The sequence below is a fragment of the Rathayibacter sp. AY1E8 genome, assembly GCF_002931415.1.
Taxonomy (GTDB): Bacteria; Actinomycetota; Actinomycetes; order Actinomycetales; family Microbacteriaceae; genus Rathayibacter.
Genome location: NZ_PSVI01000037.1, coordinates 12,321 through 36,779, shown reverse-complemented (window position 1 = coordinate 36,779; position 24,459 = coordinate 12,321). Strand labels below are relative to the sequence as shown.

The window sequence follows — 24,459 nt, the reverse complement described above, 5'->3', positions numbered from 1 at the left end:
CGTGATCCGGGTGCTCGTCGTCGAGGACGAGCCTCTGACCGCGAGCGCCCACGCCGACTACGTCCGGCGGGTCGACGGCTTCGAGGTGGCCGCGGTCGCCGGCAGCGGCGCGGAGGCGATCCGGGCGCTGCGCGCGGACCCGGGCATCGCGCTGATCCTGCTCGACATGAACCTGCCTGACATGGGCGGCCTCGACCTCTGCCGGGCCGTCCGGGCGGCGGGCCTGGACGTCGACGTCATCGCGATCACCGCTGTCCGCGACGCCGCGAACGTGCGCGCCTCCGTCGCCGCCGGCATCGTGCAGTACCTGATCAAGCCGTTCGTCTTCAGCGCGTTCGCCGCCAAGCTCGCCAGCTACCGGTCGTACCGCGAGCGGATGCACGGCGCCGACGTCGCCAGCCAGCACGAGGTGGACGGGGCCTTCGCGGCGCTCCGCACCTCCAACGCCCCGGGTCTGGCCAAGGGGCTCTCGGCCCAGACCCTCGAGGCCGTCACCGCACTGCTGGGCCCCGTCGGCCTCTCGGCGGCCGAGCTCGCCACCCGCCTCGACATCTCGCGGGTGACGGCCCGCCGCTACCTCGAGCATCTCGCCGACTCCGGAGTGGCGGACCGCGCGCCCCGCTACGGCTCCCCCGGCCGCCCGGAGCTGGAGTACCGCCGCCGCTGAGCGCGCGTCAGGCGGCCCGCAGTGCGGCGGCGATCTCCTCCTCGATCAGGTCGTGGTTGATCGCCGCGCCCACGCGCAGCCCGTCGGCGGACGAGGCGACGACCTGCGCCATGGGCTCGACCAGCGAGCCCGCGGCGAAGACCCCGGCGACGCCGGTCCGGCCCATCGGATCGACGGCGAGGTGCCGCGCGACTCCCGACGGATGGTCGGCGAGCTCGAGGCCGAGCCCCTCGGGGAGCCGCCCCTCGACCCGCGGGCCGACGACGAGCGCGTCGAGCTCGTGCCGCCGACCGTCGATCACCACGCCGACCAGGCGGTCGTCCTCGACGAGGACCTTCTCGACGCGACCCGGCACGAGAGCGATCCCGCGGGCGGCCAGCCCCGCCGCCTCGTCGCCGGCGGGCGCGGGTGCGCCGTGGAGCAGGATCGACGTCCGGTCGCTGAGCTGTCGGAACATCTGCGCCTGGTGCCCGGCGAACGAGCTGCCGAGCACGCCGATCCGCCGGCCGCGCACCTCGAAGCCGTGGCAGTAGGGGCAGTGCAGGACGTCCCGTCCCCAGCGGGCGCCGAGCCCGGGGATCTCCGGCAGCAGGTCGCGGACGCCGATCGCGAGCAGGAGGCGGCGCGCGCGGAGGACCGTGCCGTCGGCGAGGGTCGCGGTCACGCCCTCGGCACCCGCGGAGGCGCGGACCGCCTCGCCCTCGATCACCCGGGCCCCGTAGCCCCCGGCCTCGGCGCGCGCCAGGCGCACCAGCTCCGTCGGCGGGACGCCGTCGCGGGTCAGCACGTTGTGGGCACCGGGCGAGGGTGCGTTGCGCGGAGGTCCGCCGTCGACGACGAGGACGTCGCGGAGACTGCGGCCGAGGGCAGTGGCGGCGGCGAGGCCGGCGAAGGAGGCGCCGAGGATCAGGACGTCGGCGGGGGCAGGGACGGACGGGCCGGTGGGGGCGTCGGTGGAGGTCATGGGTCGATGCTCCGCCGCCCCGGGCTGGGCCGCGAGGATCCGTGCCGTTCCGGCATGCGGCGCGACCGCCCGTGCCAGGATGGCGTCGTGCCCGAGACCCCGCCCGCCCCCTCCGACGACGAGATCGTCGCCGCCGTCGGACCACGGCTCCGGCGCCTGCGCACCCGCCGCGACCGCACGCTCGCGTCCCTCGCGGCCGAGACCGGCATCTCGGCGAGCACTCTCTCGCGCCTCGAGAGCGGCGGCCGCCGCGCGACGCTGGAGCTGCTCCTCCCGATCGCCCGCGCCCTCGGGGCGCCGCTCGACGAGCTCGTCGGCGCCGCGCCGGAGGATCCCCGCGTGCACGGGCGGCCGGTGCGCCGGAACGGCATGCTCATCCAGCCGCTCAGCCGCGACGCGGGCGCGCTCCAGGCGTTCAAGCACACGCTCCCGGCCGGGCCGGTGACGGAGCCGGCGGAGCAGCGCGCGCACGAGGGCTTCGAGTGGCTCTACGTGCTGAGCGGGCGGCTCCGCCTGCGGCTCGGCGAGCACGATCTGGTGCTGCCGGCCGGCGAGGCCGCCGAGTTCGACACCCGGGTGCCGCACTGGTTCGGCCGCGCCGACGAGCAGCAGGTCGAGTTCCTCAGCCTCTTCGGCCGCCAGGGCGAGCGGATGCACGTGCGCGCGTCCACGCGCCGCTGAGCGCGGTCACGCCTCGCCGAGCACCTCGCGCGCGAAGCCCTCGGTGCGCGCCCGCAGAGTGGCGATCCGCTGCGCTCGCGCCGCCTCGAGGTCGAAGCCGATGTAGGCCACCGACGGGCGCCGCCGCACGTTCACCGAGCACTCGAAGCGGGAGCAGACGAGCGTGCCGAGCGAGTCCCCCGCCCGCCCGGCCGCTCCGGCCTTCCGCGCCCCGAAGAAGACGACGTCGTTCGGGAGCTGCACGTCGCGGCACCACGAGCACTGCGCCCGCGAGCGCGGCAGGGCGTCGGCCTGGGTGAGCAGGACCCCGACGAGGCGCTCCTCCAGCGGCACGACGACGTAGGCGCGGCGGCCCATCCTCCGGTCGCGCCAGCCGAGATGGTCGATGACCGACCAGTCCAGCGCGTCGAAGTCCTTCGGCAGCGCGAGGTCGGCGACCTCCTTGCGGGAGGCGTTGACGAAGGACTCGCGGATCTCGGTCTCGGTCAGTGGCTGCATAGCGCTTCCGAGCCTAGGCCGGGATCAGCCCAGGTGGGCGACGGCCTCCTTCGGAGCATGGGCGAGGAACTCCTCCTTCTTCACCCGGATCATCGCGACGGCGACGACGGAGGCGACGACCAGCCCGATCGCGGCCGCGACGAAGACCGCGGAGTAGCCGTCGACGAAGGCGACCGGCGACTGCTGCTCACCCGCGACTCCCGCGTAGAGGGTCGTGAAGATCGACAGCCCGATCGAGCCGCCGATCTGCATGGCGGCGTTCGCGGTCGCTCCGGCGGCACCGGCGTCGTGGGCCGCGACTCCGGTGAGCGCGAGGTTCTGCAGCGGCACGAAGACCATTGCCATGCCGATGCCCAGGAGGATCAGCGCGGGCAGCACCTCGAGGAGGTAGCCGCCGTCGGGGGTGATGCGGCTCAGGTAGAGGAGCCCGGCCGCCGCGATCAGCGGGCCGACGATCATCAGCACGCGCGGGCCGATGCGCGGCAGCAGCTTGGCGGCGACTCCGGCGACGATCATGATCGTCACCGTCATCGGCAGATTGGCCAGGCCCGCCTCGAGCGGCGGCAGGCCCAGGACCAGCTGCAGGTGCAGGGTCAGGTAGAGGGTGGAGCCGATCATCACGCTGCCGACGATCGCCTGGACCAGGAAGGCTCCGCCGCGGACGCGGTCGGCGACGATGCGCAGCGGCAGCGACGGGTGGTCGGAGCGGGCCTGGATCCGCACGAAGAGGGCCAGCAGCAGCACGCCGACGAGGAGGAAGCCGAGGGTGTCGACGCGGAGCCAGCCCTGCTCGGCGAGGGTGAAGCCGTAGACGACGCTCGCGAGCCCGAGCGCGACGGTGATCGTCCCGGCGACGTCGAAGCGGTTGCGCCCCTCCGCGCGGCTCTCGGTGACGAGCAGCTGGCCGGCGATCGCGCCGACCACGACGACGGGGACGTTGACGAGGAGGCACCAGCGCCAGTCGGCGAACTCGGTGAGCAGCCCGCCCAGCACGAGGCCGACGGCGGCGCCCGCTCCGGCGACCGCTCCGAAGACGGCGAAGGCCGTGCCCCGCTCGCGGCCGGAGGGGAAGGAGACGGTGAGGAGGGCCAGAGCGGCCGGGGCGAGCAGCGCGGCGAAGGCGCCCTGCAGCCCGCGGGCGGCGATCAGCTCCGTGCCGGAGGTGGCGAGGCCGCCCCAGGCGGAGGCGGCGCCGAAGCCGATCATCCCGATCAGGTAGGTGCGCTTGCGGCCGGTGTAGTCGGCGATGCGGCCGCCCAGGAGCAGGAGCGCGCCGAACGCGAGGGCGTAGGCGGTGACGACCCACTGGCGCTCGACGTCGGTGAGGCCGAGGTCGGCCTGCGCGGCGGGGAGGGCGATCGTGACGATGGTGCCGTCGAGCACGACGACGAGCTGCGTGAGCGCGAGGATCACGAGCACCCACCAGCGGCGGGCGGAGGAGGGAGCGGACGGGGAGGGCATGGCGGCCTTTCACACGGAGCGGAGCGGGACCGGCGGGTCCGGATCCGAGCCGCGTCATCGGGGCCGAACCACCCCAACCAGTTGGTTGGGCGAAGAAGAGTGTATCGTTCGAGCGCCCGGAGGTGAACCATGGAGCCGACATCCGATGCGGCGCTGCCCGCACGCGAGCGGATCCTCCGCGCCGCCTCCGTCGAGTTCGCCGCCCACGGCTTCGCGGGCGCCCGGGTCGACCGTGTGGCCGCGGCGGCGGGTCTGAACAAGGAGCGGCTCTACGCCTACTACGGCGGCAAGCGCGGCCTGTTCGTCGCGACCGTCGTCGAGGCGCTCGGCGCTCTCGACGAGACGCTCCTCGCCGAGGCGGCGGACCTCCCCGACCTCGCGGGCCGCATGTTCGACCATGTGTGGGAGCACCCGGAGTTCCTGCGCCTGCTCACGTGGGCGCGCCTGGAGGGAGCCGGCGTCTGGGAGGAGGCCGGCGAGCAGCTCGGCGGGGTCCCCGCCCCCGAGGCCCGGGTCCTCGAGTGGCAGCGCACCGGCGTCGTCGACGCGAGCTGGTCCGCCGACGACCTCTTCATCGCCCTCCTCGGCCTCTGCGAGATCTGGCACCTCACCCCCTTCGCCTCCCGGGGCGGGGAGAAGACGCGCGACCGCCGCCGCGCCTTCGTCGTGCACGTCGCGCAGCTGGTGGGCGCACCGCGCTGAGGCAGACCCCTCCCCCGGCAACGGAAGCGACGTCGGCATCTCCGATCCGGACGCGGTGGACGGGGCGGCTCATCCCTCCGAGCCGGAACCCGACGGATCGGACTGGAGTGGGAGGTCCCGCGGATCCGGCTTCGGGACGACCCCTTCATCACCCGGAAGGACCGCGCCCGCCGCGCGCTGAGCCTCGTCCTCGAGGAGGAGTGATTCGAAATCGCCGGGCGCGAACGGCATCTCCGCCCCGATCATGTACATCTCCTCGACAGCGCCGGTGACGAAGCTCGCCCGCAGCACCGGTCCGCCCTGCCCGTAGACCGTCGGGCGCGGAGTCGAATCGGTCACTCTCACCGTCATCCCCAGAGACTCCCAGTAGTCCGCGACCTTCCGCGCATCCCCCTCGACATCGGTGCCCGCCGGGGCCCACCAGGCGTAGCTGTAGCTCGCACCGCTCATCCGGTCGCCGGGGCCGCACACATCGGGCCTGGCCGCGCCGCTCCGCGGCCACCACCCCTCCACATCGAGCCGCCCCGCGGAGTCCCGCACGAACTCCACCACCCGATCCCGACCCTCCCGAGGACTCATCGTGCTCACCGGTCTCGCCTCCTTCTCCGTTGCACAAGCGGTCATCGACATCACGAGCAGAGCGGCGACGGTCAGCGCGACGCCCGTCCGCTGAGGAGAGCCTCTACCCGCCATGGGAGGCTCCCACGACCGCCTTCTGGAAGGCGGTCGGTCCGAGCGGCCGGTTCTCGGTCAGCAGGTCGAGTCGCCGGGAGACGGCCCACGCCGCGTTCTGCAGGGACTCGGTGTTCGTGTCGAGATACCCCGCGAGATCGCCGTCGTCGCTCTTCAGCGCAGCGTGATCCGTCACGATCCTCCCGGCGTCGCCTCCGGTCTCCACACCGAAGACGCGCGCGCCGAAGTCCTCGTCAGCGGGATCCGTGTGGTGGTTCCAGCTGAAGGCGCGGCCCATCCACGCGGCCTCGTCGCCGCTCTCGGTCTCGCCGAGGTACTTGTCCCGCGCCTGCCCCGCGAAGACGGATTCCGCGTGCAGGTCGCTCGCCTCGTCGACGCTGTCCGGGAGGCCGGCCGAGCCCAGCGTCACGACGACCCCGAGCTCGACGTCCGAGCGCGAGGCGGCGACGGCCATGACGGTGCTGCCGTAGGAGTGGGCGACGACGTTCGGCTTCGGCAGGTCGTCGCCCCGGACCGCGGAGAGCCCCTGGACAGCCGAGGCGAGTGCGGCGCCGCCGGCGACCGCCTGGTTCGAGGTGAGGACGTCCATGCCGTTCCCGCCGAGCCGCGCCATCGGCGGGGTCTCGTAGCCGATCCAGGAGACGACGGCGCTGCCGGGCGGGAGGAGCGACTGCAGATTCTGCGACGCCTTCGTCCATCGGGTCATGCTCTCCGTCGTCTGTCCCATCCCGGGGACGGCGTAGGTGACGTTCGTGGCGGTGTCGGGATCGCCGATCGAGACGGCGGCGAGCGGAGGCTCGTCGGCGGTCAGGGAGATGAGGAAGCGCGGGTCCTGACCGAGACCGCGCCGGAGCGATGCCCGCACGTCCCTCAGCGCCACCAGCTGCGACTCCACCGCCGCGAGTCGCTCCCCGTCGCCCGCCTTCCCGCGCAGGCCCGCCGCCTCGCTCCTCAGCGCCACGATCCGCGCCCTCAGCGCCCTCTCGTTCGCCCTCACCCGGGCGCGGTAGGGAACACCCTCCAGATTTCCGATCACCCCGGGCAGACCGGCGACCAGCGCCGCCTGCTGCGGCGAGAAGCGCGCGCCGTCCGTGGAGTCGAGGCTCCGCCACCAGTCGTTCACGAGGGTCGGAGCCAGTCGCCCGAGGCGCGCCGCGAGGTCGGGCGACGCCGCCAGGAGTGTCGCGAGATCGTCGGACGAGAGCGCCGCGAGGGAGTCGAGCAGGCTCCGGCCGCCCCGGGGCCGCGCCAGGGTGCCGACGGCGTCGAGGACCGGAACGGAGAGCGCCGCTCCCCCCGCGGCGGTGAAGGCCAGGGAGATCTGCTCGACCCAGGTCGCGTCGGCCGCACCGATCGACAGCAGCTCGCGGAAGCCCCGGAGCACCGAGAAGGACTCGACCGGCGCCCACGAGCAGCGGTTGCCGAAGGCTCCCCAGGCGGCCATCAGATCCTGGAGCCGGGAGCGCATCGCCTCGTCCGCCTGCCGGGTCTGCGAGACGAAGACGTCGAGGCGCTCGGGGTCGGCGGAGGTCGTGCCTCCCGCGGCGGGGCCGCCCGGGGACGTGCGGGGCACCGACCGGGGGGAGAACAGCGCACGGATCGGCGGAGGCACGACCGGCCGATCGGACGGCGGCCGGTCGACGACCTCCTCGACTCCCGCCGCGAGGGCCGCGACCGGATCGAGGCGGCGCTGCTGCTCGCGCTCGTCCGCCCGCCGCTCCCAGGCCGCGTACTCCTCCCGGCGCCGACGCTCCTCCTCGGCCTTCCGTGCCACGAGCCGCACCGTGTCGGCGAACTCGTGCAGCTCGGCGCTCAGCCGACCGCGGTTCTCCCTGTCGCAGACGCAGACCCGGCGGAACAGCTCGGCGTACGCGCCGCGGAACTCGCCCAGCGCGTACTCGGCAGCGACGGACCTCAGCAGCCCCTGGGAGGCGAGCGCCTCCGCCGCCTCGTCCGAGGCGCGGACCAGCTCCGCCGCTGCTGCGTGGTCGAAAGAGAACAGGGTCATCGCCTCCTGAGTGAGAACATCTCAGGAAATGTAGAACGACTACGACGGCGTCGGCACCGGGTGGCGCGAGACGGCGCGCGGTCAGCGCGCCCGCGCCGCGTCCGGCGGCACGCAGAAGTGGCGCGGACCGCATCGGTCCGCGCCACTCGTCCAGATCACGCGGCTCACTCCGCCGCGGTCAGCCGCTCCAGGTATCCCGCGAACGCACGCAGGTCCTCCTCGGGCCAGGCGCTCAGCGCCTCCTGCATCCGCTGCCGCTGACGGCCGCCGAGGTCGCGCATCCGCTCGCATCCGGCCGCGCTGAGCGAGAGGAACCGCGCTCGGCCGTCGGCGGGATCGGAGGTCATCTCGACCAGGCCCAGCTCGGCGAGCTGGCGGGCCTGGCGGCTGATCGCGCTGCGGTCGACCCCGAGCCGCTCCGCCGCGGCGCCGGAGTGGACCGGACCGCAGCGCTCGAGGACCCGCAGCAGCCGCAGTCCGAAGGGCGGCAGCGCCGGGTCGATCGACGCCGCCGCGTCCCGGACGGCGAGGCGCACCTGGACGGCGAGCACGGTGATCTGCTCCTCGACCTCGTGCAGCGCCTCGGCCGAGGGCGCGGCGGCGGGCATCAGGAGCGCTCGATCACGTCGACGGAGCCGGTGGGAGCGGCGTGCCGGGCGTGCCCGACCGGCTCCTCCTGCCGCTCCTCGTCGGCGTGGCGGCCGTGTCCGACGGGAGTGGCCTCGCGACCCTCCCGGGCGTGCGTCGCGTCGTCCGTCCGCCGGGCCTGGCCGACGGGGCGGAGCGCCGCCTGGCCGTCCGAGGCGGCGATGAGGGCGTCCTCCGCGGCCTGCAGCGGAGTGGTCGGCTCCGCCTTGAGCTGCACCGCGTTCTTCGAGCCGAGGCTCACGTTCGGCAGGAGGACGACGGCGATCAGCGTGACCACGGCGAGCGGGATGCTGTAGAGGAACACGTCGCCGACGCCGATCCCGTAGGCGCTCTCGACCACGACGCGCACGGCGTCGGGCAGGGTGGCCGGCTGCGGGATCGTGCCGCTGCCCAGCGCCTGCGCGGCGAGAGCCTGGTCGGCGGGAGCGAGCCCCGCGATGCCGGTCTTGATGCGGTCGGCGATCACGGTGCCGAGCATCGAGCCCAGGACCGAGACTCCGACGGTGCCGCCGAGGCTGCGGAAGAACGTGACCGCGCTGGTCGCGACGCCGAGGTTCTTCACCTCGATCGAGTTCTGCACCACCAGGACGAGGTTCTGCATCAGCATGCCCAGGCCGGCACCGAGGACGGCCATGTAGATCCCGACGAGGACCAGGTCCGTGTCGTAGCGGAGGGTGCTGAGGAGGGAGGTGCCGATCACGGCGAGCACGCCGCCGCTGATCATGATCGCCTTCCACTTGCCGGTGCGCGAGATGATCCCGCCGAAGATCGTCGACGCGATCAGCAGGCCGGCCATCATCGGGATGGTGAGCAGGCCCGACTGGGTCGGCGTGGCTCCGCGGGCCAGCTGCATGTACTGCGCGAGGAAGACGGCGACGCCGAACATCGAGACGCCGACCGAGATGCTCGCCACGACGGCGAGGCTGAAGGTGCGGTTCTTGAACATCCCCATCGGGATGATCGGCTCGGCCACGGTGAGCTCGGTGATCACGGCGGCGATCAGCAGCACGACGGCACCGCCGACCATGACCGCGGTCTCCCACGAGGCCCAGTCGAAGTTCTTGCCGGCGAGGGAGACCCAGATCAGCACTAGCGAGACTCCGCCCGCGATGAGCACGGCGCCGAGGTAGTCGATCCGCACCTTGCGCTTCGGGTGCGCGGGGAGGCGGAGGGTCATTTGGAGGAGGACGATCGCGACGATCGCGACGGGCATCGCGATGAAGAAGTTCCAGCGCCAGCCGAACGCGTCGGTCACGACGCCGCCCAGGAGCGGGCCGCCGACGGTGCCGATCGCCATCACGCCGCCGAAGAGGCCGGCGTACTTGCCGCGCTCACGGGGGCTGATGATGTCGGCCATGATGATCTGGCTCAGCGCGGCGAGTCCGCCGGCGCCCAGGCCCTGGAACACGCGGAAGACGATCAGCATGTTCGTGTCCTGCGAGAAGCCGGCCAGGGCGGAGCCGATGACGAACAGCCCGAGGGCGAGCTGGATCAACAGCTTGCGGTTGAACAGGTCGGCGAACTTGCCCCAGAGCGGGGTGGAGACCGTGGTCGCGAGCAGGGTCGCGGTGACGACCCAGGTGTAGGCGTTCTGGTCGCCCTTGAGGTCGGAGATGATCCGGGGCAGCGAGGTCGACACGACCGTGCCCGCGAGGATCGAGACGAACATGCCCAGCAGCAGGCCGCTGAGCGATTCGAGCACCTGGCGGTGCGACATGGCGCCGTCCGGCCCGGCGGGGGCGTGCGGCGCGGTGGTTCCGCGCGATGCGGCGCGGTGTTCGGGGTGTGACATGGGCTCCTCTTCAGCACGGCGGCGGTTCTAGTTGACTGCGATCAACTATTGACCGAGAGCAACTATATAGCCGGGCGTCACGAATCTCCAGTGGCACTCTGCTGCCGTCCAGGCGCCGCTCCGGCCGCGCCTATCCTCGGAGCATGGACAACATCGATCGGAAGATCCTCGATCTGCTGCGCCAGAACTCCCGCGCGGGCTACGGCGACATCGGCGGCGTGGTCGGGCTCTCCGCCTCCGCGGTGAAGCGCCGCGTCGACCGCCTCGTGGCCGACGGCGTGATCCGCGGCTTCACGATCAAGGTCGACCCCGCGGTCGACGGGATGGCCACCGAGGCCTACGTCGAGCTCTTCTGCCGCGGCACCGTCGCTCCGGACGAGCTCCGCCGCATCCTCTCCGCGGTCCCCGAGGTCGTCGACGCGGGCACGGTCACCGGCTCCGCCGACGCGATCGTCCACATCCGCTCGCGCGACATCCCCAGCCTCGAGCTCGCCCTCGAGAAGGTCCGCATCGCGCCCAACGTCGACCACACGCGCTCCGCGATCGTCCTCTCCCGCCTCATCCAGCGCAGCGAGGCCTGACGGATCGCGCCATCTCCTCGACGCGCGTCGCGACCGCCTGGTACTCCATACCTGTATGGTGAATTCAGGAGGGCGAGCATGAGCGACAGGGAACAGGCCGGTACGGCGGCACGACGGAGACGGCGCATCTGGCTGATGCTGCCGGCACTGTTCGTCGGCGTCCTGGCCGGGCACCTCGTCGCGACCGCGGTGGGCGCCGAGGATCCGTGGGACGTCGTGGTCACCGCCGCCGTCGCGGCAGCGGTGGCGTCCGTCGTCCTCGCCCTCGTCGACCGACGGCGCTGAGCCCTCCCTCCTGGATCGGAATCCGAGGGAGGGAACGACGATGGAACGACAGAGGACGAGCACGGCACTGGTCGCGGCGGCGGCCGCTCTGCTGGCGGTGCCGCTGTTCACAGCGCAGGCCGCGCACGCCGAGCCGGCGAGGCAGGAGACGAGCAGCCGAGTGCACCTCGAGGCACGGGGCGGATCGGCGTCGACGGTGACCTTCGACGTCACCGACGACACGCGGATCGTCGAGCTGGCGGGCGGCGGGGTCGGCTTCACGGACGGCGCCGAGACGTCCGACGCACTCCCGGAGAGGATCGACGTCGGACGCGGCCGCACCGTGTCGGGCCACTGGTCGATCGACGACTCCGACACGCTCACCTTCCACTTCGCCCCGGACTCGGCGTCCCGCTCGGCGGTGGGCGGCCTGCACCTGAACAGCGACTGGAGCTCGCCCGAATGGGGCCACTGCGTCGCCGGGAGCGGCGTCAGCGGTGCCGCGACCGGCGGGGTGATCGGTGCGATCTCCGGTCCCGGCGCGATCGCCTCCGCGACCGGCGGGCTGCTCGCGGGGATCATCGGCGGAGCGATCACCTGCTGAGCGCCGCCTCCTGAACGACCCGGATCAGGCGGGCGCGTCCGCTGCGGTGTGGACGCGCTCGCCGCCGATCCAGGTGCCCAGCACCCGGGTGTCCCCGATCGCCCGGGGGTCGCCGGCGAAGGGGTCCCGGTCCAGCAGGGCGAAGTCCGCCGCGAGTCCCACGGCGATCGAGCCCGACTCGCCCTCCAGGCCGTTCACCCACGCCGAGCCGGCCGTGGAGGCGGAGAGGGCGGTGGCGAGGTCGAGGCGCTGCCCCGGGAGGAACACCTCCTCGCTCCACCCCGGCTCGCGCTCGGACGGCGCCGAGAGCCGGTTCACCGCGACGTGGATCGCGGCGAGCGGGTCGGGCGTCGACACCGGCCAGTCGCTCCCCGCGGCGAGCACCGCGCCCGAGCGGAGCAGGTCGCCGAAGGGGTACTGCCACGAGCCGCGCCGCTCGCCGAGGAACGGCAGCGTCAGCTCCACCATCTGCGGCTCCAGCGAGGCCCACAGCATCTGCAGGTTGGCCGTGACGTCGAGCGCACGGAAGCGCGGCAGGTCGTCCGGATGCACGACCTGCAGGTGGGCGAGGTGGTGGCGGTTGCCGCGGCGCCCGTTCGCCTCGATCGCCCGCTCGACGGCGTCCAGGCACTCGCGCACGGCGCGATCGCCGATCGCGTGGAAGTGCACCTGGAACCCGGCCGCGTCCAGGAGCGGCACGGCCTCGCTCAGGAGGCGCGGGTCGACCATCGAGAGGCCGTCGCCGTGACCGTGGCCGCCGTGCCCGTCGAGGTAGGGCTCGAGCATCGCCGCCGTGAAGTTCTCGGCGACCCCGTCCTGCATGATCTTGACGGTCGTCGGCGCGAAGCGGTCGGCGGCGAGCGCCGCGCGCCGCTCGACGAGCTCCGGGATCTGCTCGACGCCGCGGCCCCGGTCCCACCACAGCGCACCGCGGACGCGCCCGGTCAGCTCGCCGCTCAGCGCCGCGCGGCGGTACACCGGACCGGGGTCGCCCACATCGCCGTAGGAGCCGATGATCGCGTCCTGCCACGCCGTCACTCCGAACGAGTGCAGGGTCTCCTGCCCGAGGAGCAGCGCGCGGTGGAGCTCGTCCGCGCTGGCGGGCGGGAGATGGCGGCGGACCGCGTCCATCGCCCCCTCGTGCAGGGTGCCGGAGGGGGTGCCGTCGGCCAGGCGCTCGATGCGGCCGTCGGCGGGGTCCGGCGTCGTGCGGTCGATCCCCGCGAGGCGCAGTGCGGCGGAGTTGACCCAGGCGCCGTGCCCGTCGGCGTTGGTGAGGAAGGCGGGCCGGTCAGGGACGACCGTGTCGAGCTCGCGGGCGGTCGGGGTTCCTCTGGGGAAGTCGGGCAGGTTCCAGCCGCCGCCGAGGATCCACTCCGCTCCGCTCTCCCGAGCCGCGTACCCGGCGACCGTCGCCAGGTGCTCGGCGGGCGATCCACCCGCTCCGAGCCAGCAGCGCAGCAGCGCGGCGCCGCCCCAGACCGGGTGCACGTGGGCGTCCTGGAAGCCGGGGACGAGCATCCGGCCCTCGAGGTCGACCACCTCGGTGCGCGGCCCGATCAGGTCGGAGGCGTCGGCGCCGACCGCGACGATCCGCCCTCCGACGACAGCGACGCCGTGCGCTCGGGAGCGCACGGCGTCGGCGGTGAAGACGGCGCCGCCGGTCAGGACGAGATCGGCGGCGCGCACGGGTTCAGAAGCCCGCGGGAGCGAAGGCCTGCGTCATCTGGGAGAAGAGCGACACCGTCCAGCCGATCGCGATGAGGAACGACACGACCACGACGCCGAGGAAGACCCAGAGCGGGAGGAGGCCGCCGCCGGTCACGCGCTTCACGACCACGCTGCGGCCGATCACGTAGACGTAGGGAGCGGCGAGGAAGGCCCACGCCCAGTGGAACGGACGCTGCATGCCGGCTCGCTTCAGCTGGCGCCAGTCGAGGAAGGCGAAGACGACCTCCGCCGCGTAGATCAGGAAGCCGACGACCTGGAGCACGCCGAGGCCGACGAGGTAGGCCGTCGACATCCCCATCGAGGAGCTCGGCCCGTAGGTCGAGGCCATCGACGAGTCGACGATCGCGCTCGGCGGGAGGAGGAAGATCGACAGCGCCGAGAGCAGCGGCAGGAGGACCACCACCCAGATCCACGGGGTGGACGTGACGATGCTCGTGTCACGCTGCTGCACGGGTGCTCCGGGAGCCGCGGAGTAGGCCGGGTACTGCGGCTGCTGCTGGTTGTAGGGCTGCTGCGGCTGCTGGCCGTAGGGCTGCTGGCCGTACCCCTGCTGGCCGTACTGCTGGGGAGCCTGCTGGCCGTAGCCCTGCTGCGGCTGCTGCTGGCCGGAGGGCTGCTGCGGCTGCGGCTGCTGACCGGCGCCCTGCTGGCCGTAGCCCTGCTGCCCGTAGCTCTGCTGCGGGTCGGCGGACGACGGCTGCTGCGGATACCGACCCGAGGCCGACTGCCCGTAGCTCGTCGCCGCTCCGCTCGACGTCTCCCCGTAGGCGGGACGCTCGGCGGGCGGCGAGGGCGGAGTCGGTGCGGTCGGCGGAACGGGAGTCGCGGCGGCCTGCGCCGACCCGCTCTCGGCCGGGGCGGTGGGAGTGGCCGCCGGTGCGTCGCGGAGCGACTCCGTCCAACCGGTCCCGTCCCACCAGCGCTGACGGGACGAGCCCGCCGGGTCCGGGTACCACCCGGCGCGGGGTCCGGAGGCCTCGCCGCCCGTGCTCGCGCCCTGGTCCGTGCCGGTTCCGTTGTCGTCCGTCATGGCGTCCTCCACTCCCCTCCGGGCGTCTGCCCGCGATCTCGGACCACCGTAGCGCCGCGACACGATGCATGGCCTGAGGGCGGGCTGATCGCGCGCTGTCCGAGCGCTGTCCGCACCGGCAGGCGCCGGAGGCCGCCGACCGCCAGGATGGACGCATGCCCCACCTCCTCCGAGCCCGCGCCGCCCTCTTCGACATGGACGGGACGCTCGTCGACTCGACGGCCGTCGTGGAGACCATCTGGGGCGCCTTCGCCGAGCGCTTCGCTCTCGACCACGACGCGGTGCTCGGCGCCGTTCACGGTGTCCGCGCCGCCGACAGCGTCCGCCGCTTCGCTCCGGCCGGCAGCGACGTCGACGCGATCGTCGCGGAGCTCGACGCGTACGAGCTCGAGCACACCGAGGGCACCGTCGAGATCCCCGGCGCGACGGCGTTCCTCGCCTCACTCCCCCGCGAGCGCGTCGCCCTGGTCACGTCCGCGAGCCCGGCGCTGGCGGCCGCACGTCTGGCTGCGGCGGGCGTCCCCTCCCCCGACACCGTCGTCACCGCGCACGACGTCGCGAACGGCAAGCCCGCTCCCGACGGCTACCTCGCCGCCGCGGCCCTGCTCGGCGTCTCCCCCGAGGAAGCGCTGGTGTTCGAGGACGCCGAGGCCGGCATCCGGGCGGGTCTGGACGCGGGCATGCGCGTGATCGTCGTCGGGAGCCACGAGAGTGCGAGCACCCGGGGGCTGCCCCGGATCGCGCACTACTCCGACGCGCGCGCCGCGCTCGAGGGCGACGAGCTCGTCGTCACCCTCGGCGGGCCTCAGTAGCGGATCGCGTCGATCACCTTCACCCGCACGGCGACGATCGCCGGCACCAGGCCCGCGAGCGCGCCGACGAGGGTCGCCGCCCCGAGCCCGAGCAGCGCCGCCTCGGCCGGGAAAGGCGGGATGTCGGCGATCCCGTTGTCCTGCACGAAGGCCACCGTCCACGGGTTGGTGACGAGGATGACCGCGACCGTCACGCCGACCACTCCCGCGACGACGGTCGCCACGACGCTCTCCATCATGATCGAGAAGAAGATGCGGCCGGAGGAGGCGCCGAAGCTGCGCCGGATGCCGATCTCGCGGATCCGCTGCCGGACGGTGACCAGGGCGATGTTGAGCAGTCCGAGCGCGCCGAGCGCCAGCACCAGGCCCGCCACGCCGCCGATCACCCAAGTCAGCACGCCGAAGGGGTCGGAGTCGTAGACCAGGTAGTCCTGCCGGTCGACCGACACCTCGAAGTCGGATCCCAGGGCGCCGGCCACGTCGCGCTCCACCGCCGCGGCGAGGGGCTCGGCCAGGTCGAGCGGCACCCACATCTCGTAGTTCGGCACGCCCTGCCCGCCGTACTGCGGGTCGGCGTCGCGGGCGACCGCCGGGTAGGCGTCCGCGAGCATCATCATCGACGGATCCGTCTCGAACTGCGAGGAGGGAGTCACGCCGACCACCACGCCCGTGACGTCGCGCTCGGAGCCGAGCAGGGTGACCACCGGGTGGGTGCGCAGATCCGGGCTCCCGATCCGCTCCCAGAAGCGCTCGTTGACGACGAGGGCGGGAGCGAGGCGCTGGGAGTCGCGGGCGGTGAACCAGGAGCCGTCCACGATCTTCAGCCGGTGCATCTCGGCGAAGGGCTGGTCGACCGCCTGCACCGCGACGTCGACGGCGCCGTCGGCGAACTGGACGCGCGCGCTGCCGTAGGTCGAGCGGCTCGCGTAGGTGATGGAGTAGCGCTCGAGCGCACCGGTCCACGCGGCCTGGAGTGCGTCGGCATCCACCTCGGAGGTGCCGGTACCGGAGGGGTAGGCGGAGAGGAAGAGGCTCGCCGGGCGCCCGCTGGAGCGCTCGGCCTGCTCGATGCTGGCCTGGCGGGCGATGCCACCGGCGGCGACGACCGCGGTCAGGGCGGCGACGGCCACCGCGACTCCGATCAGCGAGAGCAGCACGCGGCCGCGGTGGATCCGCAGCTCGGTCCACGCCTCGACGATCGCGCCGGCGATCCCGACGAGCGCGCGCATCAGAGGACCACCCCCTCGGCGACGGGGCCCGCATCCGCGGTCGAGCCCAGGCGGCCGTGGTCGAGCCGGTAGTGGCGCTCGGCCCGCGCCGCGATGGCCGGGTCGTGGGTGATGGTGACCAGCGCGGAGCCGGACTCGCGGGCGATCTCGTCGAGCAGGCCCATCACGCTCTCGCCGGTGTCGGTGTCGAGGGCGCCCGTCGGCTCGTCGGCGAGGATCAGCCGCGGTCGGCGCACCAGGGCGCGGGCGATCGCGATCCGCTGCTGCTCGCCGCCGGACATGCGCCCGGGCATCGAGTCCACGCGGTGCCCGAGGCCGACCCGCTCCAGCATCTCGGCCGCGAGGTCGCGGCGGCGCCAGAACTCCGATCCGGTCGCGTAGAGCAGCGGCGTCATCACGTTCTCGCGGGCGGTCCGCCCCTCCAGCAGGTTGAACTGCTGGAAGATGAAGCCGATGCTGCCGCCGCGGATGCGCGCGCGGGCCCGCGAGGACAGGGTCTCGGTGGGAGCGCCCTCGAGCAGCATCCGCCCCTCGGTGGGCTCGTCGATGAGTCCGAGGATGTTGAGCAGCGTCGACTTGCCGGAACCGCTGCGGCCCACGACCGAGACGTGGTCGCCCTCGCCCACCTCGAGATCGACTCCGTCGAGGATCGTCAGCGGCGGCGCGTCGGGCAGCGGGACGACCTTGCGGATCCCCTCGAGCCGGAGGATCGTCACGAGCAGAAGACCGAGCCGTCGGGCTGCGCGATGCAGTCGCCGCCCAGCTGGACGTCGGGAGCAGCCTCCTCCGCGCCCGGCACGAACTGCAGGAGCTCGGCGCCCTCCTCCACTCCGCCGGTGATCTCGACGGAGCTGCCGTCGGTGAGTCCCAGCGTCACCGGGACCTCCTCGGTGCTGCCGTCGTCCGCCCGGCGGAACACGACGCCGGACTGGGCGGTGCCCTCGACCGCGGTGGTCGGCACGACGAGGACGTCCTCCGCCTTGCCTCCCGCGAGCGTCACCGAGGCGGCGAGCCCGGGGAACACGGTGACCTCCGTCGGCACCTGGCAGGTGAAGCTCGTGCCGGAGCCGCCGGTGGAGGTTCCACCGCCGCCGTCCGTCGCTCCGCCGGTCGTGCCGCCCTCGCCGGCTCCGGCGAGAGGGGTGCTGATGGTGAGGTCGGTGCAGGTGAAGCCGGCGGGCCCGCCGGTGATCGCGACCTGCGCCTCCGTCGGCCGGTTCTGGATGCGGTAGAGCTGCTGCGCGTCGATCGTGCCGGTGACGGCGTAGCTCGGCGGCGCGACCTGTCCGGTCACCTCGCCGACTGTGACGGCCTGGTCGTGGATGACGCCGAGCGCGCTGAGGGTGCCGCCGGTCGCGGCGTAGACCCGCTCGAAGCGCACGGAGGGCTCCTGCTGGGTGAGGGTGACGGCGCCGTCCGGGCCGGTCGTCTCGACCGGGTCGCGCGGAGTCTCGACGCGGATGTCGTAGATGAGATCGCCCGACGCGACGGCCGCGCCCTGCTGCACGTAGACGTCGTCGACCGTTCCGGCCGCCGTCGCCTTCAGCGGCACGGCGGGGTCGGCGGCGACGGTGCCCTGGAGGGTGAGGTCGTTGGTGACCGTGCCGCGGGCGACCGTGACGGTCGGCTCGGTGATCTCACCGGTCGGCTGCGTCGGATCGGCCTCGGCCGCGCCGTCCGGGAAGAACGCGATCTTCACCAGGGCGATGCTCGCCGCTCCGATGATGACCATCCACACGATCGGGAACACCCAACGCCGAACCGCACCCATCAAGTCCCCCGACTCCGCTTCCAGAGCGCTCCGCCGTGGGGCGCCGGAGGCAGCCTATCCGGCGACGAGGTGGCGTCCCGGACCGTGGCGCGCCCGTCAGCCGACGAGCGCCGCGACGATCGAGGCGACGCGGCGCGCCCTCGTCTCGGCGGCCTTCGCGCCCTCGACCGACGTGACGTGGGCCTTCCGCGCGCTCGGCGAGAGCGCGGCGAAGCGCTCCGCAGCGCCCGCCGAGGCCAGCGCGGACGCCAGGTCCTCCGGCACGACGACCTCGCGCGGCGCGGTGTCGAGCTCGATCACGACGTCGATCGCGTCACCGCCGGCGAGCTGCGTCTCGCGGCGCTTGTCGGCCGAGAACGGGATGAGCGCGCGTCCGCCCATCGCTCCGACCGTGCTGGTGAAGCGGTAGCCGTTCACCGTCACCGCGACGGCGGGACGCTTGCCGCCGCCGAGTGCCTCGAGGACCTCGGGCGGCACCTCGATGCCGGTGTTGTTGCCGATCTGGAAGAGCGTCGTGGTGAACTGCACGAGGCGACGATGGCACGGACTCCCGCGTGTCGCGCGGCCGATCGCTGTACTGACGAGGAGGGCCGTCGACTCGATCCTCGTCGACCTCCCGTTCACGGATCCGGAGCGCTCGAGGGCGTTCTCCCCGGCGCTCGGCCGGACCCTGGATCTCCTTTTCAGCCCTGAATCCGCTGTTCAGCGACGACGCCGCCTGCTCCGTCGCCTCCGAGCACGTGTCCGCGATGCTCCTCCCGCACCCCTCCTTCTCGACCTCCAGATCGAAGGAGATCATCGACGCGCGCTCCCGGGTGCAGGGCCTCTTCGCGGTGAGCGTCGGCAGCAGGGAGGAGGTCGGCGAGGTGCTCGGGAACGGGCCGGCCTCCGGCGGCGCCGAGCCGGTCGCGGTGCAGGACCTCGGCTCCATGCGGGCGCGGCCTCAAGGACCCTGACGGGCACGTCCGGGAGTCCCTGTACATGAATTCGGCCGCGGCCGAGGCCGGTCCGCCCCGGGAGCGAGGGGTCGGTGCGCTCAGCAGGAGCGGGTGTCGGGGTCTCCGAGCGAGGAGCGCACGGCGTCGACCGTCATCCTGCCCTCGGGGTCGAGCCGGGCGAGCATGCGCGACATGATGTCGGCCAGCTGCGGGATCTGCTCGGCGTTGAGCGGATCGATGACGTCGGCCAGCACGGTCGCGACGTGACCGGGCGCCGTGTCGACGATCTTCTGGAGGCCGGCGTCGGTGAGCACCGCGTTCGTGGCGCGGCCGTCGGAGGCGCAGGGGCGGCGCTCGAGGTAGCCGCGGGCGACGAGGCGGGTCACCACGTGCGAGAGGCGGGGCAGGGTCGCGTTGGTGCGGGCGGCGAGCGTGGTCATCCGGAGGGCGCGGTCGGGCGCCTCGGACAGCATCGCCAGCGTCAGGTACTCGAAGTGCGTGAGTCCCGCGTCGCGCTGCAGCTGCGTGTCGAGGGCCCCCGGCAGCAGTTCCACGACCGCGATGAAGCGCAGCCAGGCGTCGAGCTGATCGGGCGTCAGCCAGCGTGTCTCGGGCGCACTCATCCCCCCACCCTACCCACTACTTGCCGCGACAAGTAAGTCCCCCCGCGCCTCGTCGAGCCGCGTCCCGGGGCTCCGTCGGGAGGCCGACCCGCGCCAGCCTGATCTCACCATCCCCGCGAGCACCGCCCCCGAGGCGAACCAGCGATCCGCGTACCAGCGGATCGCTGCAGCCGAACGCACCCCGCCCTGCAGAACGCGCCCCGTCACGAAGCCGACCGCGCCACACACGATCCACACCATCCCCGCGAGCACCGTCCCCGAGGCGAACCAGCGATCCGCGTGCGAGCGGATCGCTGTAGCCGAACGCCCCCCGCTCCTCAGAACGCACCCCGTCGAGAAGCCGACCGCGCCACACTCGATCCACACCATCCCCGCAAGCACTGCCCCCGAGGCGAACCAGCGATCCGCGTACCAGCGGATCGCTGCAGCCGAACGCACACCGCCCTGCAGAACCCACCCCGTCGCGAAGCCGACCGCGCCACACTCGATCCACACCATCCCCGCGAGCACCGCCCCCGAGGCGAACCAGCGATCCGCGTGCGAGCGGATCGCTGTAGCCGAACGCCCCCCGCTCCACAGAACGCACCCCGTCGAGAAGCCGACCGCGCCACGCCCGTCAGGGACGGGCGTGGAATCCAACTCACAGCACGTCGTCGCTCAGATCGATCGGGTTGCCGAAGCGGTGGTTCGTGATCGAGATCGCCTGCTCGCGGAGGAAGGGCAGCAGTTCGACGCGGCCGGCGGGGGTGACCGGGTCGGCGTAGACGGCGGTGTCGAGGGCGCCGCCGAGGGCTTCGGCGAGGGCGGTCGCGAGGGGGACGCGGGATCCGTCGGCGCGGGTGAGCGGGACCGGAGTTCCCGTGCTGCCGCGGGTCATGCCGGCGACGACGTCGGTGAAGGAGCCGGTCGAGTCGGACGATCGGCGGACGACGGCCTGCTGTCCGTGCGTCGGGCTGCCGGGGGCCTGCGGGCCCGCATAGCCGTCGACGCGGTCGGAGACGATGTCGCCGATGATGCGGATGCGCGGCGCCGTGATGCGGCCGGCCGCGGCGCGCTCGAGCCACTGGGCGTCGGTCTCGACGACGATGCGCGGGACGAGGCCCGCCATCTCGGCGAGCTCGTCGCCGCCGAGCATCTCCTGGACCCGCGGCGGGAGCGGGAGGGACGTGGAGATGTCCATCCGGGAGCGGGTCAGCAGGCCCGCGGCGATGACGCGGAGGAGCTCTCCGAGGTCGCCGCCGTCGGCCAGGCGCAGCGCGATCGGCACGCGGAGGTAGCGGAACAGGTTCCGCTCGACGCCGACCTTCGAGATGTCGGTGACGACGCCGAACTCGGTCGCCCAGGCGAGCTGGTCGGAGAGGGCGGAGCGGCGGAGCAGGTCGAACTGCTCGAACCGGAGCGAGGACTGGGCCGCCTCGATGAACTGGCGCGCGCGGTCGTCGAGGCCGCGCAGGTGCAGCGTCGAGGAGGAGCGCGCGGGCGAGGGCTTCCAGGAGCCGAGGCCGATGAGGTGGTTGGGTCCGCCCGCCTTCGCGCCGCCGCCGACGGACGAGCGCTTCCAGCCGCCGAAGGGCTGGCGCCGGACGATGGCTCCGGTGATGCCCCGGTTGACGTAGAGGTTGCCCGCCTCGACCGAGTCGATCCAGAGGGCGAGCTCGTCGGCGTGCAGGGAGTGGAGCCCGGCCGTGAGCCCGTACTCGGTGCCGTTCTGCATCCGGACGGCGTCCTCGAGGGTCGCCGCGTGCATGATCCCGAGCACCGGGCCGAAGAACTCGGTGAGGTGGACGTAGCTGTCCTCGGTGACGCCCTCGCGGATCCCGGGCGACCAGAGCGTGCCGCTCTCGTCGAGCCGCTGCGGCTCGACGAGCCACGACTCGCCTCCGCCCAGCGTGGTGAGCGCGTGCAGGAGCTTGCCGGTGGGCTCCTCGATGAGCGGCCCCATCACCGCCGACGGGTCGTCGGGCCGGCCGACGCGGAGCGACGTGACGGCGTCGACCAGCTGGGCGCGGAAGCGCTTGGAGCGGGCGACCGAGCCGACCAGGATCACCAGGGAGGCGGCGGAGCACTTCTGGCCGGCGTGCCCGAAGGCGCTGCGGACGATGTCGGCGACGGCGAGGTCGTAGTCGGCGTGGGGAGTGACGATGATCGCGTTCTTGCCGCTGGTCTCGGCCTGCAGTGCGAGGCCGGGCCGCCAGGAGCGAAAGAGGCGGGCGGTCTCGTAGGAGCCGGTGAGCAGCACGCGGTCCACGAGGGGGTCGGTGATCAGCGCCCGTCCCAGCTCCTCCTCGTCGAGGTCGACCAGGGCGAGGAGCTCCTGCGGGACGCCCGCGTCCCAGAGCGCCTCGACGAGCACAGCCGCCGAGCGGCGGGCCTGGGGCGCCGGCTTCACCACGACTCCGGAGCCGGCGGCGAGCGCCGCGAGGATCGATCCGGCCGGGATGGCGACCGGGAAGTTCCACGGCGGAGCGACGACGGTGACCCGCGCGGGGACGAAGGTGGCCCCGGTGACGGCGTCGAGCTCGCGGGCGCGGGTGGCGTAGTAGTGGGCGAAGTCGATGGCCTCGGAGACCTCGGGGTCGGCCTCGGCGATCGTCTTGCCGGTCTCGGAGGCCATCACCTCGATCAGGCGGTCGCGGTTCGCGGCGAGGACGAGGCCGGCGCGGTCGAGCACGGCCGCTCGGTCGTAGCCCAGGCGCTCGCCCCAGCGCTCCGCGCGGCGGGACACCGCGCGCAGCACCTCCTGGAGCTCCGCCTCGGTGCTCACGCGCGCGGCGTCGGCCGTGCCCGCTCCGATGGTCGAGCCGGCGATGCGCTCGGTGATCAGGCGCGCCCAGCGGCGGTTGCCGGGGAGGGCGGGGTCGGTGTCGGGCTCGTTGTGGAAGCCCGCGGTCGCGGCGGCCGCACCGGAGCCGCGGCTGAGGCCGAGGACGGCCTGCGTCAGGCCCGCGGCGGCCGGGTCCTGCGCCCGCTCGCCGGCGCGGGCGTGCTCCTGCACGAGGCGGCGGCCGGAGCCGGAGGACCACTCCCGCAGGCGGTCCTGCGTGCGGTTCGGCGGCGGGACGGAGTCGTCGAGGGCCTCGAGCGAGGCGCGGAAGCGGCCGAGCTCCCGCTGCAGCACCTCCTCGTCGTCGAGGCGGAACGCGGCCGACAGGAAGTTCTCGGGGCTGCTGTTCTCCTCGAGCCGGCGGATGAGGTACGAGATGGCCACGTCGAACTCGTGCGGGTGCACGACGGGCGTGTAGAGGAGGAGGCGTCCCACGTCCTCGCGGACGGCGCGCGCCTGCCCGGTCGCCATCCCGAGCAGCATCTCGATCTCGACCGCGCCGGTCACCCCGCGCTCGGTCGCCGTGAGCCACGCCCAGGCGAGGTCGAAGAGGTTGTGCCCGGCGACGCCCACGCGCACCGCGTCGACGCGCTCCGGCCGCAGCGCCCGGTCGAGCAGGCGCTTGTAGTTCGTGTCGGCCTCCACCTTGCTGCCGACGGTCGCGAGCGGCCAGTCGTGCAGGGCCGCGTCGACCCGCTCCATCGCGAGGTTCGCGCCCTTCACGACGCGCACCTTGATCGGGGCTCCGCCGCGGGCCCGGCGCTCCTGCGCCCACTCGGTCAGCTCGTCGAGCACGCGGACGGAGTCGGGCAGGTAGGCCTGCAGGACGATGCCCGCCTCGAGGTCGAGCATGCCCGGCTGCTCGAGGAGGCGCCGGAACACGGCGACCGTCAGGTCGAGGTCGCGGTACTCCTCCATGTCGAGGTTGATGAAGGTGGGGTCGGCTCCGGACGCGGCGGCCTGGTAGAGCGGGGTGAGACGCTCCACGACGCGGTCGACCTCCTCCTCGAAGGCCCACATCGACAGCTGGCTGACGACGCTCGAGACCTTGACGCTGACGTAGTCGACGTCCGGCCGCTCGAGCAGGCGGAGGGTCCCCTCGAGGCGGCGGCGGGCCTCGCGCTCGCCGAGCACGGCCTCGCCGAGGAGGTTGAGGTTGAGCCGGTCGCCGCCCTCGCGCAGCGCGGCGACGGCCGCGCCGAGACGGGCCTCCGAGGCGTCGACCACGAGGTGCCCGACGAGGCGGCGGAGGACCCGGCGGGCCGCGGGCACGACCACCCAGGGCAGCACGGGGCCGACGGCGCCGCCGGTGCTGATCGCGGCGCGCAGGTAGGAGGGGAGGAAGGCGGGCGTCTTCGCGGTGAGCGCCGCGAGGTTCTCGGCCGCGACCGAGAGGTCCTCGGGCCGGGCGACGCCGTCGACGAATCCGACGGTGAAGTCGAGTCCGTTCGGGTCCTGGAGCACGCCCGCGAGCCGCTGGGCGGCGGGCTCGACCGGGAACTCGCCGCTGCGCGCGATCCAGCGGCGGACCAGGGACTCGACGCGCTCGATCATCGGGCGGTCGTCGACCTCGGGCTCGGCGGCAGCGGGCGCCGCGTGCTCCGACTCCGACGCGGCGTCGGGCCCGCGCACGACCTCGTCCTCAGCATCGCGCACGACCTCGTCGTCGGCATCGGGCTCGCTCACGGCCTCGTCCTCAGCGTCGCGCACGACCTCGTCCTCGTCCTGAACACCGGGCTCGCGCAGGTCCTCGTCCTCAGCGTCGGACTCCTGCTCGTCCTGAGGCTCGGCCACGTCCTCGGACGCGGACTCCGGCGCCGGCACGACCTCGGCCCCGCTCACGGAGTCGCGCGCCTCACCGGCCTCGACCTCGTCGTCCGACTCCGTGCCGCCCTCCGGCGTCCGACCACCGATCGTCGCGTCGACGCCGCTCCGCAC

General features: G+C 73.5%; 23 protein-coding genes. 8 read left to right on the top strand and 15 right to left on the bottom strand.

The window, feature by feature from the left end:
- Window position 1: 1 nt before the first annotated feature.
- Window positions 2–667 (top strand): response regulator, encoded by a 666-nt coding sequence (locus tag C5C74_RS11820; RefSeq protein WP_104223809.1) that lies wholly within the window; start codon window positions 2–4, stop codon window positions 665–667.
- A gap of 7 nt (window positions 668–674) precedes the next feature.
- On the opposite strand, the gene C5C74_RS11815 is transcribed toward C5C74_RS11820, so the two are convergent.
- Window positions 675–1,631, bottom strand: a complete 957-nt coding sequence (locus C5C74_RS11815) for an NAD(P)/FAD-dependent oxidoreductase (protein WP_104333243.1) — start codon at window positions 1,629–1,631, stop codon at window positions 675–677.
- A gap of 87 nt (window positions 1,632–1,718) precedes the next feature.
- Between C5C74_RS11815 and C5C74_RS11810 the strand changes: the two genes are divergently transcribed.
- Window positions 1,719–2,312, top strand: a complete 594-nt coding sequence (locus C5C74_RS11810; RefSeq protein WP_104283164.1) for a helix-turn-helix domain-containing protein — start codon at window positions 1,719–1,721, stop codon at window positions 2,310–2,312.
- A 6-nt stretch (window positions 2,313–2,318) separates the two neighbouring features.
- Here C5C74_RS11810 and C5C74_RS11805 read toward each other — a convergent pair whose 3' ends face one another.
- Window positions 2,319–2,810, bottom strand: a complete 492-nt coding sequence (locus tag C5C74_RS11805) for an FBP domain-containing protein (RefSeq protein ID WP_104222848.1) — start codon at window positions 2,808–2,810, stop codon at window positions 2,319–2,321.
- Window positions 2,811–2,834: 24 nt separating this feature from the next.
- The gene (locus C5C74_RS11800) at window positions 2,835–4,271 is read right to left on the bottom strand and encodes an MFS transporter (protein ID WP_104260398.1); all 1,437 of its coding nucleotides are present in this window, start codon (window positions 4,269–4,271) and stop codon (window positions 2,835–2,837) included.
- A gap of 129 nt (window positions 4,272–4,400) precedes the next feature.
- Between C5C74_RS11800 and C5C74_RS11795 the strand changes: the two genes are divergently transcribed.
- Window positions 4,401–4,973, top strand: a complete 573-nt coding sequence (locus C5C74_RS11795; protein WP_104233110.1) for a TetR family transcriptional regulator — start codon at window positions 4,401–4,403, stop codon at window positions 4,971–4,973.
- A gap of 69 nt (window positions 4,974–5,042) precedes the next feature.
- On the opposite strand, the gene C5C74_RS11790 is transcribed toward C5C74_RS11795, so the two are convergent.
- The 4 genes from C5C74_RS11790 to C5C74_RS11775 all read right to left on the bottom strand — a co-directional run bounded on the left by C5C74_RS11790 (window position 5,043) and on the right by C5C74_RS11775 (window position 10,039).
- Window positions 5,043–5,525, bottom strand: coding sequence for a hypothetical protein (locus C5C74_RS11790; protein ID WP_181134697.1), 483 nt, complete (start codon window positions 5,523–5,525; stop codon window positions 5,043–5,045).
- 130 nt (window positions 5,526–5,655) lie between these two features.
- The gene (locus C5C74_RS11785) at window positions 5,656–7,674 is read right to left on the bottom strand and encodes an alpha/beta hydrolase (protein ID WP_104351589.1); all 2,019 of its coding nucleotides are present in this window, start codon (window positions 7,672–7,674) and stop codon (window positions 5,656–5,658) included.
- 164 nt (window positions 7,675–7,838) lie between these two features.
- Window positions 7,839–8,282, bottom strand: a complete 444-nt coding sequence (locus C5C74_RS11780) for a MarR family winged helix-turn-helix transcriptional regulator (RefSeq protein ID WP_104319163.1) — start codon at window positions 8,280–8,282, stop codon at window positions 7,839–7,841.
- Window positions 8,282–10,039: an MDR family MFS transporter gene (locus C5C74_RS11775; protein ID WP_104351588.1), complete on the bottom strand. Its 1,758-nt coding sequence runs from the start codon at window positions 10,037–10,039 to the stop codon at window positions 8,282–8,284. The genes C5C74_RS11780 and C5C74_RS11775 overlap by 1 nt, the downstream gene beginning before the upstream one ends.
- A gap of 218 nt (window positions 10,040–10,257) precedes the next feature.
- Here C5C74_RS11775 and C5C74_RS11770 point away from each other — a divergent pair, with 218 nt between their 5' ends.
- The 3 genes from C5C74_RS11770 (at window position 10,258) to C5C74_RS11765 (ending at window position 11,563) form a co-directional block, all read left to right on the top strand.
- Window positions 10,258–10,695: an Lrp/AsnC family transcriptional regulator gene (locus C5C74_RS11770; protein WP_104222855.1), complete on the top strand. Its 438-nt coding sequence runs from the start codon at window positions 10,258–10,260 to the stop codon at window positions 10,693–10,695.
- A gap of 78 nt (window positions 10,696–10,773) precedes the next feature.
- On the top strand, window positions 10,774–10,980 hold the full coding sequence (locus C5C74_RS17115) for a hypothetical protein (protein ID WP_146076614.1): 207 nt from the start codon (window positions 10,774–10,776) through the stop codon (window positions 10,978–10,980).
- Window positions 10,981–11,020: 40 nt separating this feature from the next.
- On the top strand, window positions 11,021–11,563 hold the full coding sequence (locus tag C5C74_RS11765; RefSeq protein WP_104269353.1) for a hypothetical protein: 543 nt from the start codon (window positions 11,021–11,023) through the stop codon (window positions 11,561–11,563).
- A 24-nt stretch (window positions 11,564–11,587) separates the two neighbouring features.
- Here C5C74_RS11765 and C5C74_RS11760 read toward each other — a convergent pair whose 3' ends face one another.
- A complete protein-coding gene (locus C5C74_RS11760) occupies window positions 11,588–13,252 on the bottom strand; it encodes an amidohydrolase (RefSeq protein ID WP_104351587.1) in 1,665 nt (554 codons plus the stop codon).
- A 4-nt stretch (window positions 13,253–13,256) separates the two neighbouring features.
- Entirely contained in the window at window positions 13,257–14,324 is a 1,068-nt protein-coding gene (locus tag C5C74_RS11755) for a DUF2510 domain-containing protein (RefSeq protein WP_146083066.1), read from the bottom strand.
- Between the two features lie 155 nt (window positions 14,325–14,479).
- Here C5C74_RS11755 and C5C74_RS11750 point away from each other — a divergent pair, with 155 nt between their 5' ends.
- Complete coding sequence (locus C5C74_RS11750) at window positions 14,480–15,136, top strand: HAD-IA family hydrolase (RefSeq protein ID WP_104233104.1); 657 nt, start codon at window positions 14,480–14,482, stop codon at window positions 15,134–15,136.
- On the opposite strand, the gene C5C74_RS11745 is transcribed toward C5C74_RS11750, so the two are convergent.
- The 4 genes from C5C74_RS11745 to C5C74_RS11730 form a co-directional block, all read right to left on the bottom strand.
- A complete protein-coding gene (locus C5C74_RS11745) occupies window positions 15,130–16,365 on the bottom strand; it encodes an ABC transporter permease (protein WP_104260405.1) in 1,236 nt (411 codons plus the stop codon). The genes C5C74_RS11750 and C5C74_RS11745 overlap by 7 nt on opposite strands.
- Entirely contained in the window at window positions 16,365–17,081 is a 717-nt protein-coding gene (locus C5C74_RS11740; protein WP_104233102.1) for an ABC transporter ATP-binding protein, read from the bottom strand. Before C5C74_RS11740 ends, C5C74_RS11745 begins: the two co-directional genes overlap by 1 nt.
- On the bottom strand, window positions 17,078–18,097 hold the full coding sequence (locus tag C5C74_RS11735; protein ID WP_104222862.1) for an efflux RND transporter periplasmic adaptor subunit: 1,020 nt from the start codon (window positions 18,095–18,097) through the stop codon (window positions 17,078–17,080). Before C5C74_RS11735 ends, C5C74_RS11740 begins: the two co-directional genes overlap by 4 nt.
- A gap of 135 nt (window positions 18,098–18,232) precedes the next feature.
- On the bottom strand, window positions 18,233–18,664 hold the full coding sequence (locus C5C74_RS11730; protein WP_104262748.1) for a YdeI/OmpD-associated family protein: 432 nt from the start codon (window positions 18,662–18,664) through the stop codon (window positions 18,233–18,235).
- 212 nt (window positions 18,665–18,876) lie between these two features.
- Here C5C74_RS11730 and C5C74_RS11725 point away from each other — a divergent pair, with 212 nt between their 5' ends.
- Window positions 18,877–19,092 carry a hypothetical protein gene (locus C5C74_RS11725; RefSeq protein ID WP_104319165.1) on the top strand — a complete coding sequence of 72 codons (216 nt, stop codon included), beginning with the start codon at window positions 18,877–18,879 and terminating at the stop codon, window positions 19,090–19,092.
- 80 nt (window positions 19,093–19,172) lie between these two features.
- Here the strand turns inward: C5C74_RS11725 and C5C74_RS11720 are convergent, their stop codons facing one another.
- Together C5C74_RS11720 and C5C74_RS11710 are read right to left on the bottom strand one after the other, a co-directional pair.
- Window positions 19,173–19,697 carry a MarR family winged helix-turn-helix transcriptional regulator gene (locus tag C5C74_RS11720; protein ID WP_104351585.1) on the bottom strand — a complete coding sequence of 175 codons (525 nt, stop codon included), beginning with the start codon at window positions 19,695–19,697 and terminating at the stop codon, window positions 19,173–19,175.
- Window positions 19,698–20,337: 640 nt separating this feature from the next.
- On the bottom strand, window positions 20,338–24,075 hold the full coding sequence (locus C5C74_RS11710; RefSeq protein WP_104351592.1) for a proline dehydrogenase family protein: 3,738 nt from the start codon (window positions 24,073–24,075) through the stop codon (window positions 20,338–20,340).
- Window positions 24,076–24,459 lie beyond the last annotated feature (384 nt).

Bases quoted from the DNA above. Each gene is read 5' to 3' on its own strand.
- C5C74_RS11735 (WP_104222862.1), bottom strand. From the start codon at position 18,097: ATGGTCATCATCGGAGCGGCGAGCATCGCCCTGGTGAAGATCGCGTTC.
- C5C74_RS11765 (WP_104269353.1), top strand. From the start codon at position 11,021: ATGGAACGACAGAGGACGAGCACGGCACTGGTCGCGGCGGCGGCCGCT.
- C5C74_RS17115 (WP_146076614.1), top strand. From the start codon at position 10,774: ATGAGCGACAGGGAACAGGCCGGTACGGCGGCACGACGGAGACGGCGC.
- C5C74_RS11770 (WP_104222855.1), top strand. From the start codon at position 10,258: ATGGACAACATCGATCGGAAGATCCTCGATCTGCTGCGCCAGAACTCC.
- C5C74_RS11720 (WP_104351585.1), bottom strand. From the start codon at position 19,697: ATGAGTGCGCCCGAGACACGCTGGCTGACGCCCGATCAGCTCGACGCC.
- C5C74_RS11755 (WP_146083066.1), bottom strand. From the start codon at position 14,324: ATGACGGACGACAACGGAACCGGCACGGACCAGGGCGCGAGCACGGGC.
- C5C74_RS11750 (WP_104233104.1), top strand. From the start codon at position 14,480: ATGCCCCACCTCCTCCGAGCCCGCGCCGCCCTCTTCGACATGGACGGG.
- C5C74_RS11795 (WP_104233110.1), top strand. From the start codon at position 4,401: ATGGAGCCGACATCCGATGCGGCGCTGCCCGCACGCGAGCGGATCCTC.
- C5C74_RS11780 (WP_104319163.1), bottom strand. From the start codon at position 8,282: ATGCCCGCCGCCGCGCCCTCGGCCGAGGCGCTGCACGAGGTCGAGGAG.
- C5C74_RS11775 (WP_104351588.1), bottom strand. From the start codon at position 10,039: ATGTCGCACCGCCAGGTGCTCGAATCGCTCAGCGGCCTGCTGCTGGGC.
- C5C74_RS11745 (WP_104260405.1), bottom strand. From the start codon at position 16,365: ATGCGCGCGCTCGTCGGGATCGCCGGCGCGATCGTCGAGGCGTGGACC.
- C5C74_RS11805 (WP_104222848.1), bottom strand. From the start codon at position 2,810: ATGCAGCCACTGACCGAGACCGAGATCCGCGAGTCCTTCGTCAACGCC.
- C5C74_RS11815 (WP_104333243.1), bottom strand. From the start codon at position 1,631: ATGACCTCCACCGACGCCCCCACCGGCCCGTCCGTCCCTGCCCCCGCC.
- C5C74_RS11785 (WP_104351589.1), bottom strand. From the start codon at position 7,674: ATGACCCTGTTCTCTTTCGACCACGCAGCAGCGGCGGAGCTGGTCCGC.
- C5C74_RS11800 (WP_104260398.1), bottom strand. From the start codon at position 4,271: ATGCCCTCCCCGTCCGCTCCCTCCTCCGCCCGCCGCTGGTGGGTGCTC.
- C5C74_RS11710 (WP_104351592.1), bottom strand. From the start codon at position 24,075: ATGATCGAGCGCGTCGAGTCCCTGGTCCGCCGCTGGATCGCGCGCAGC.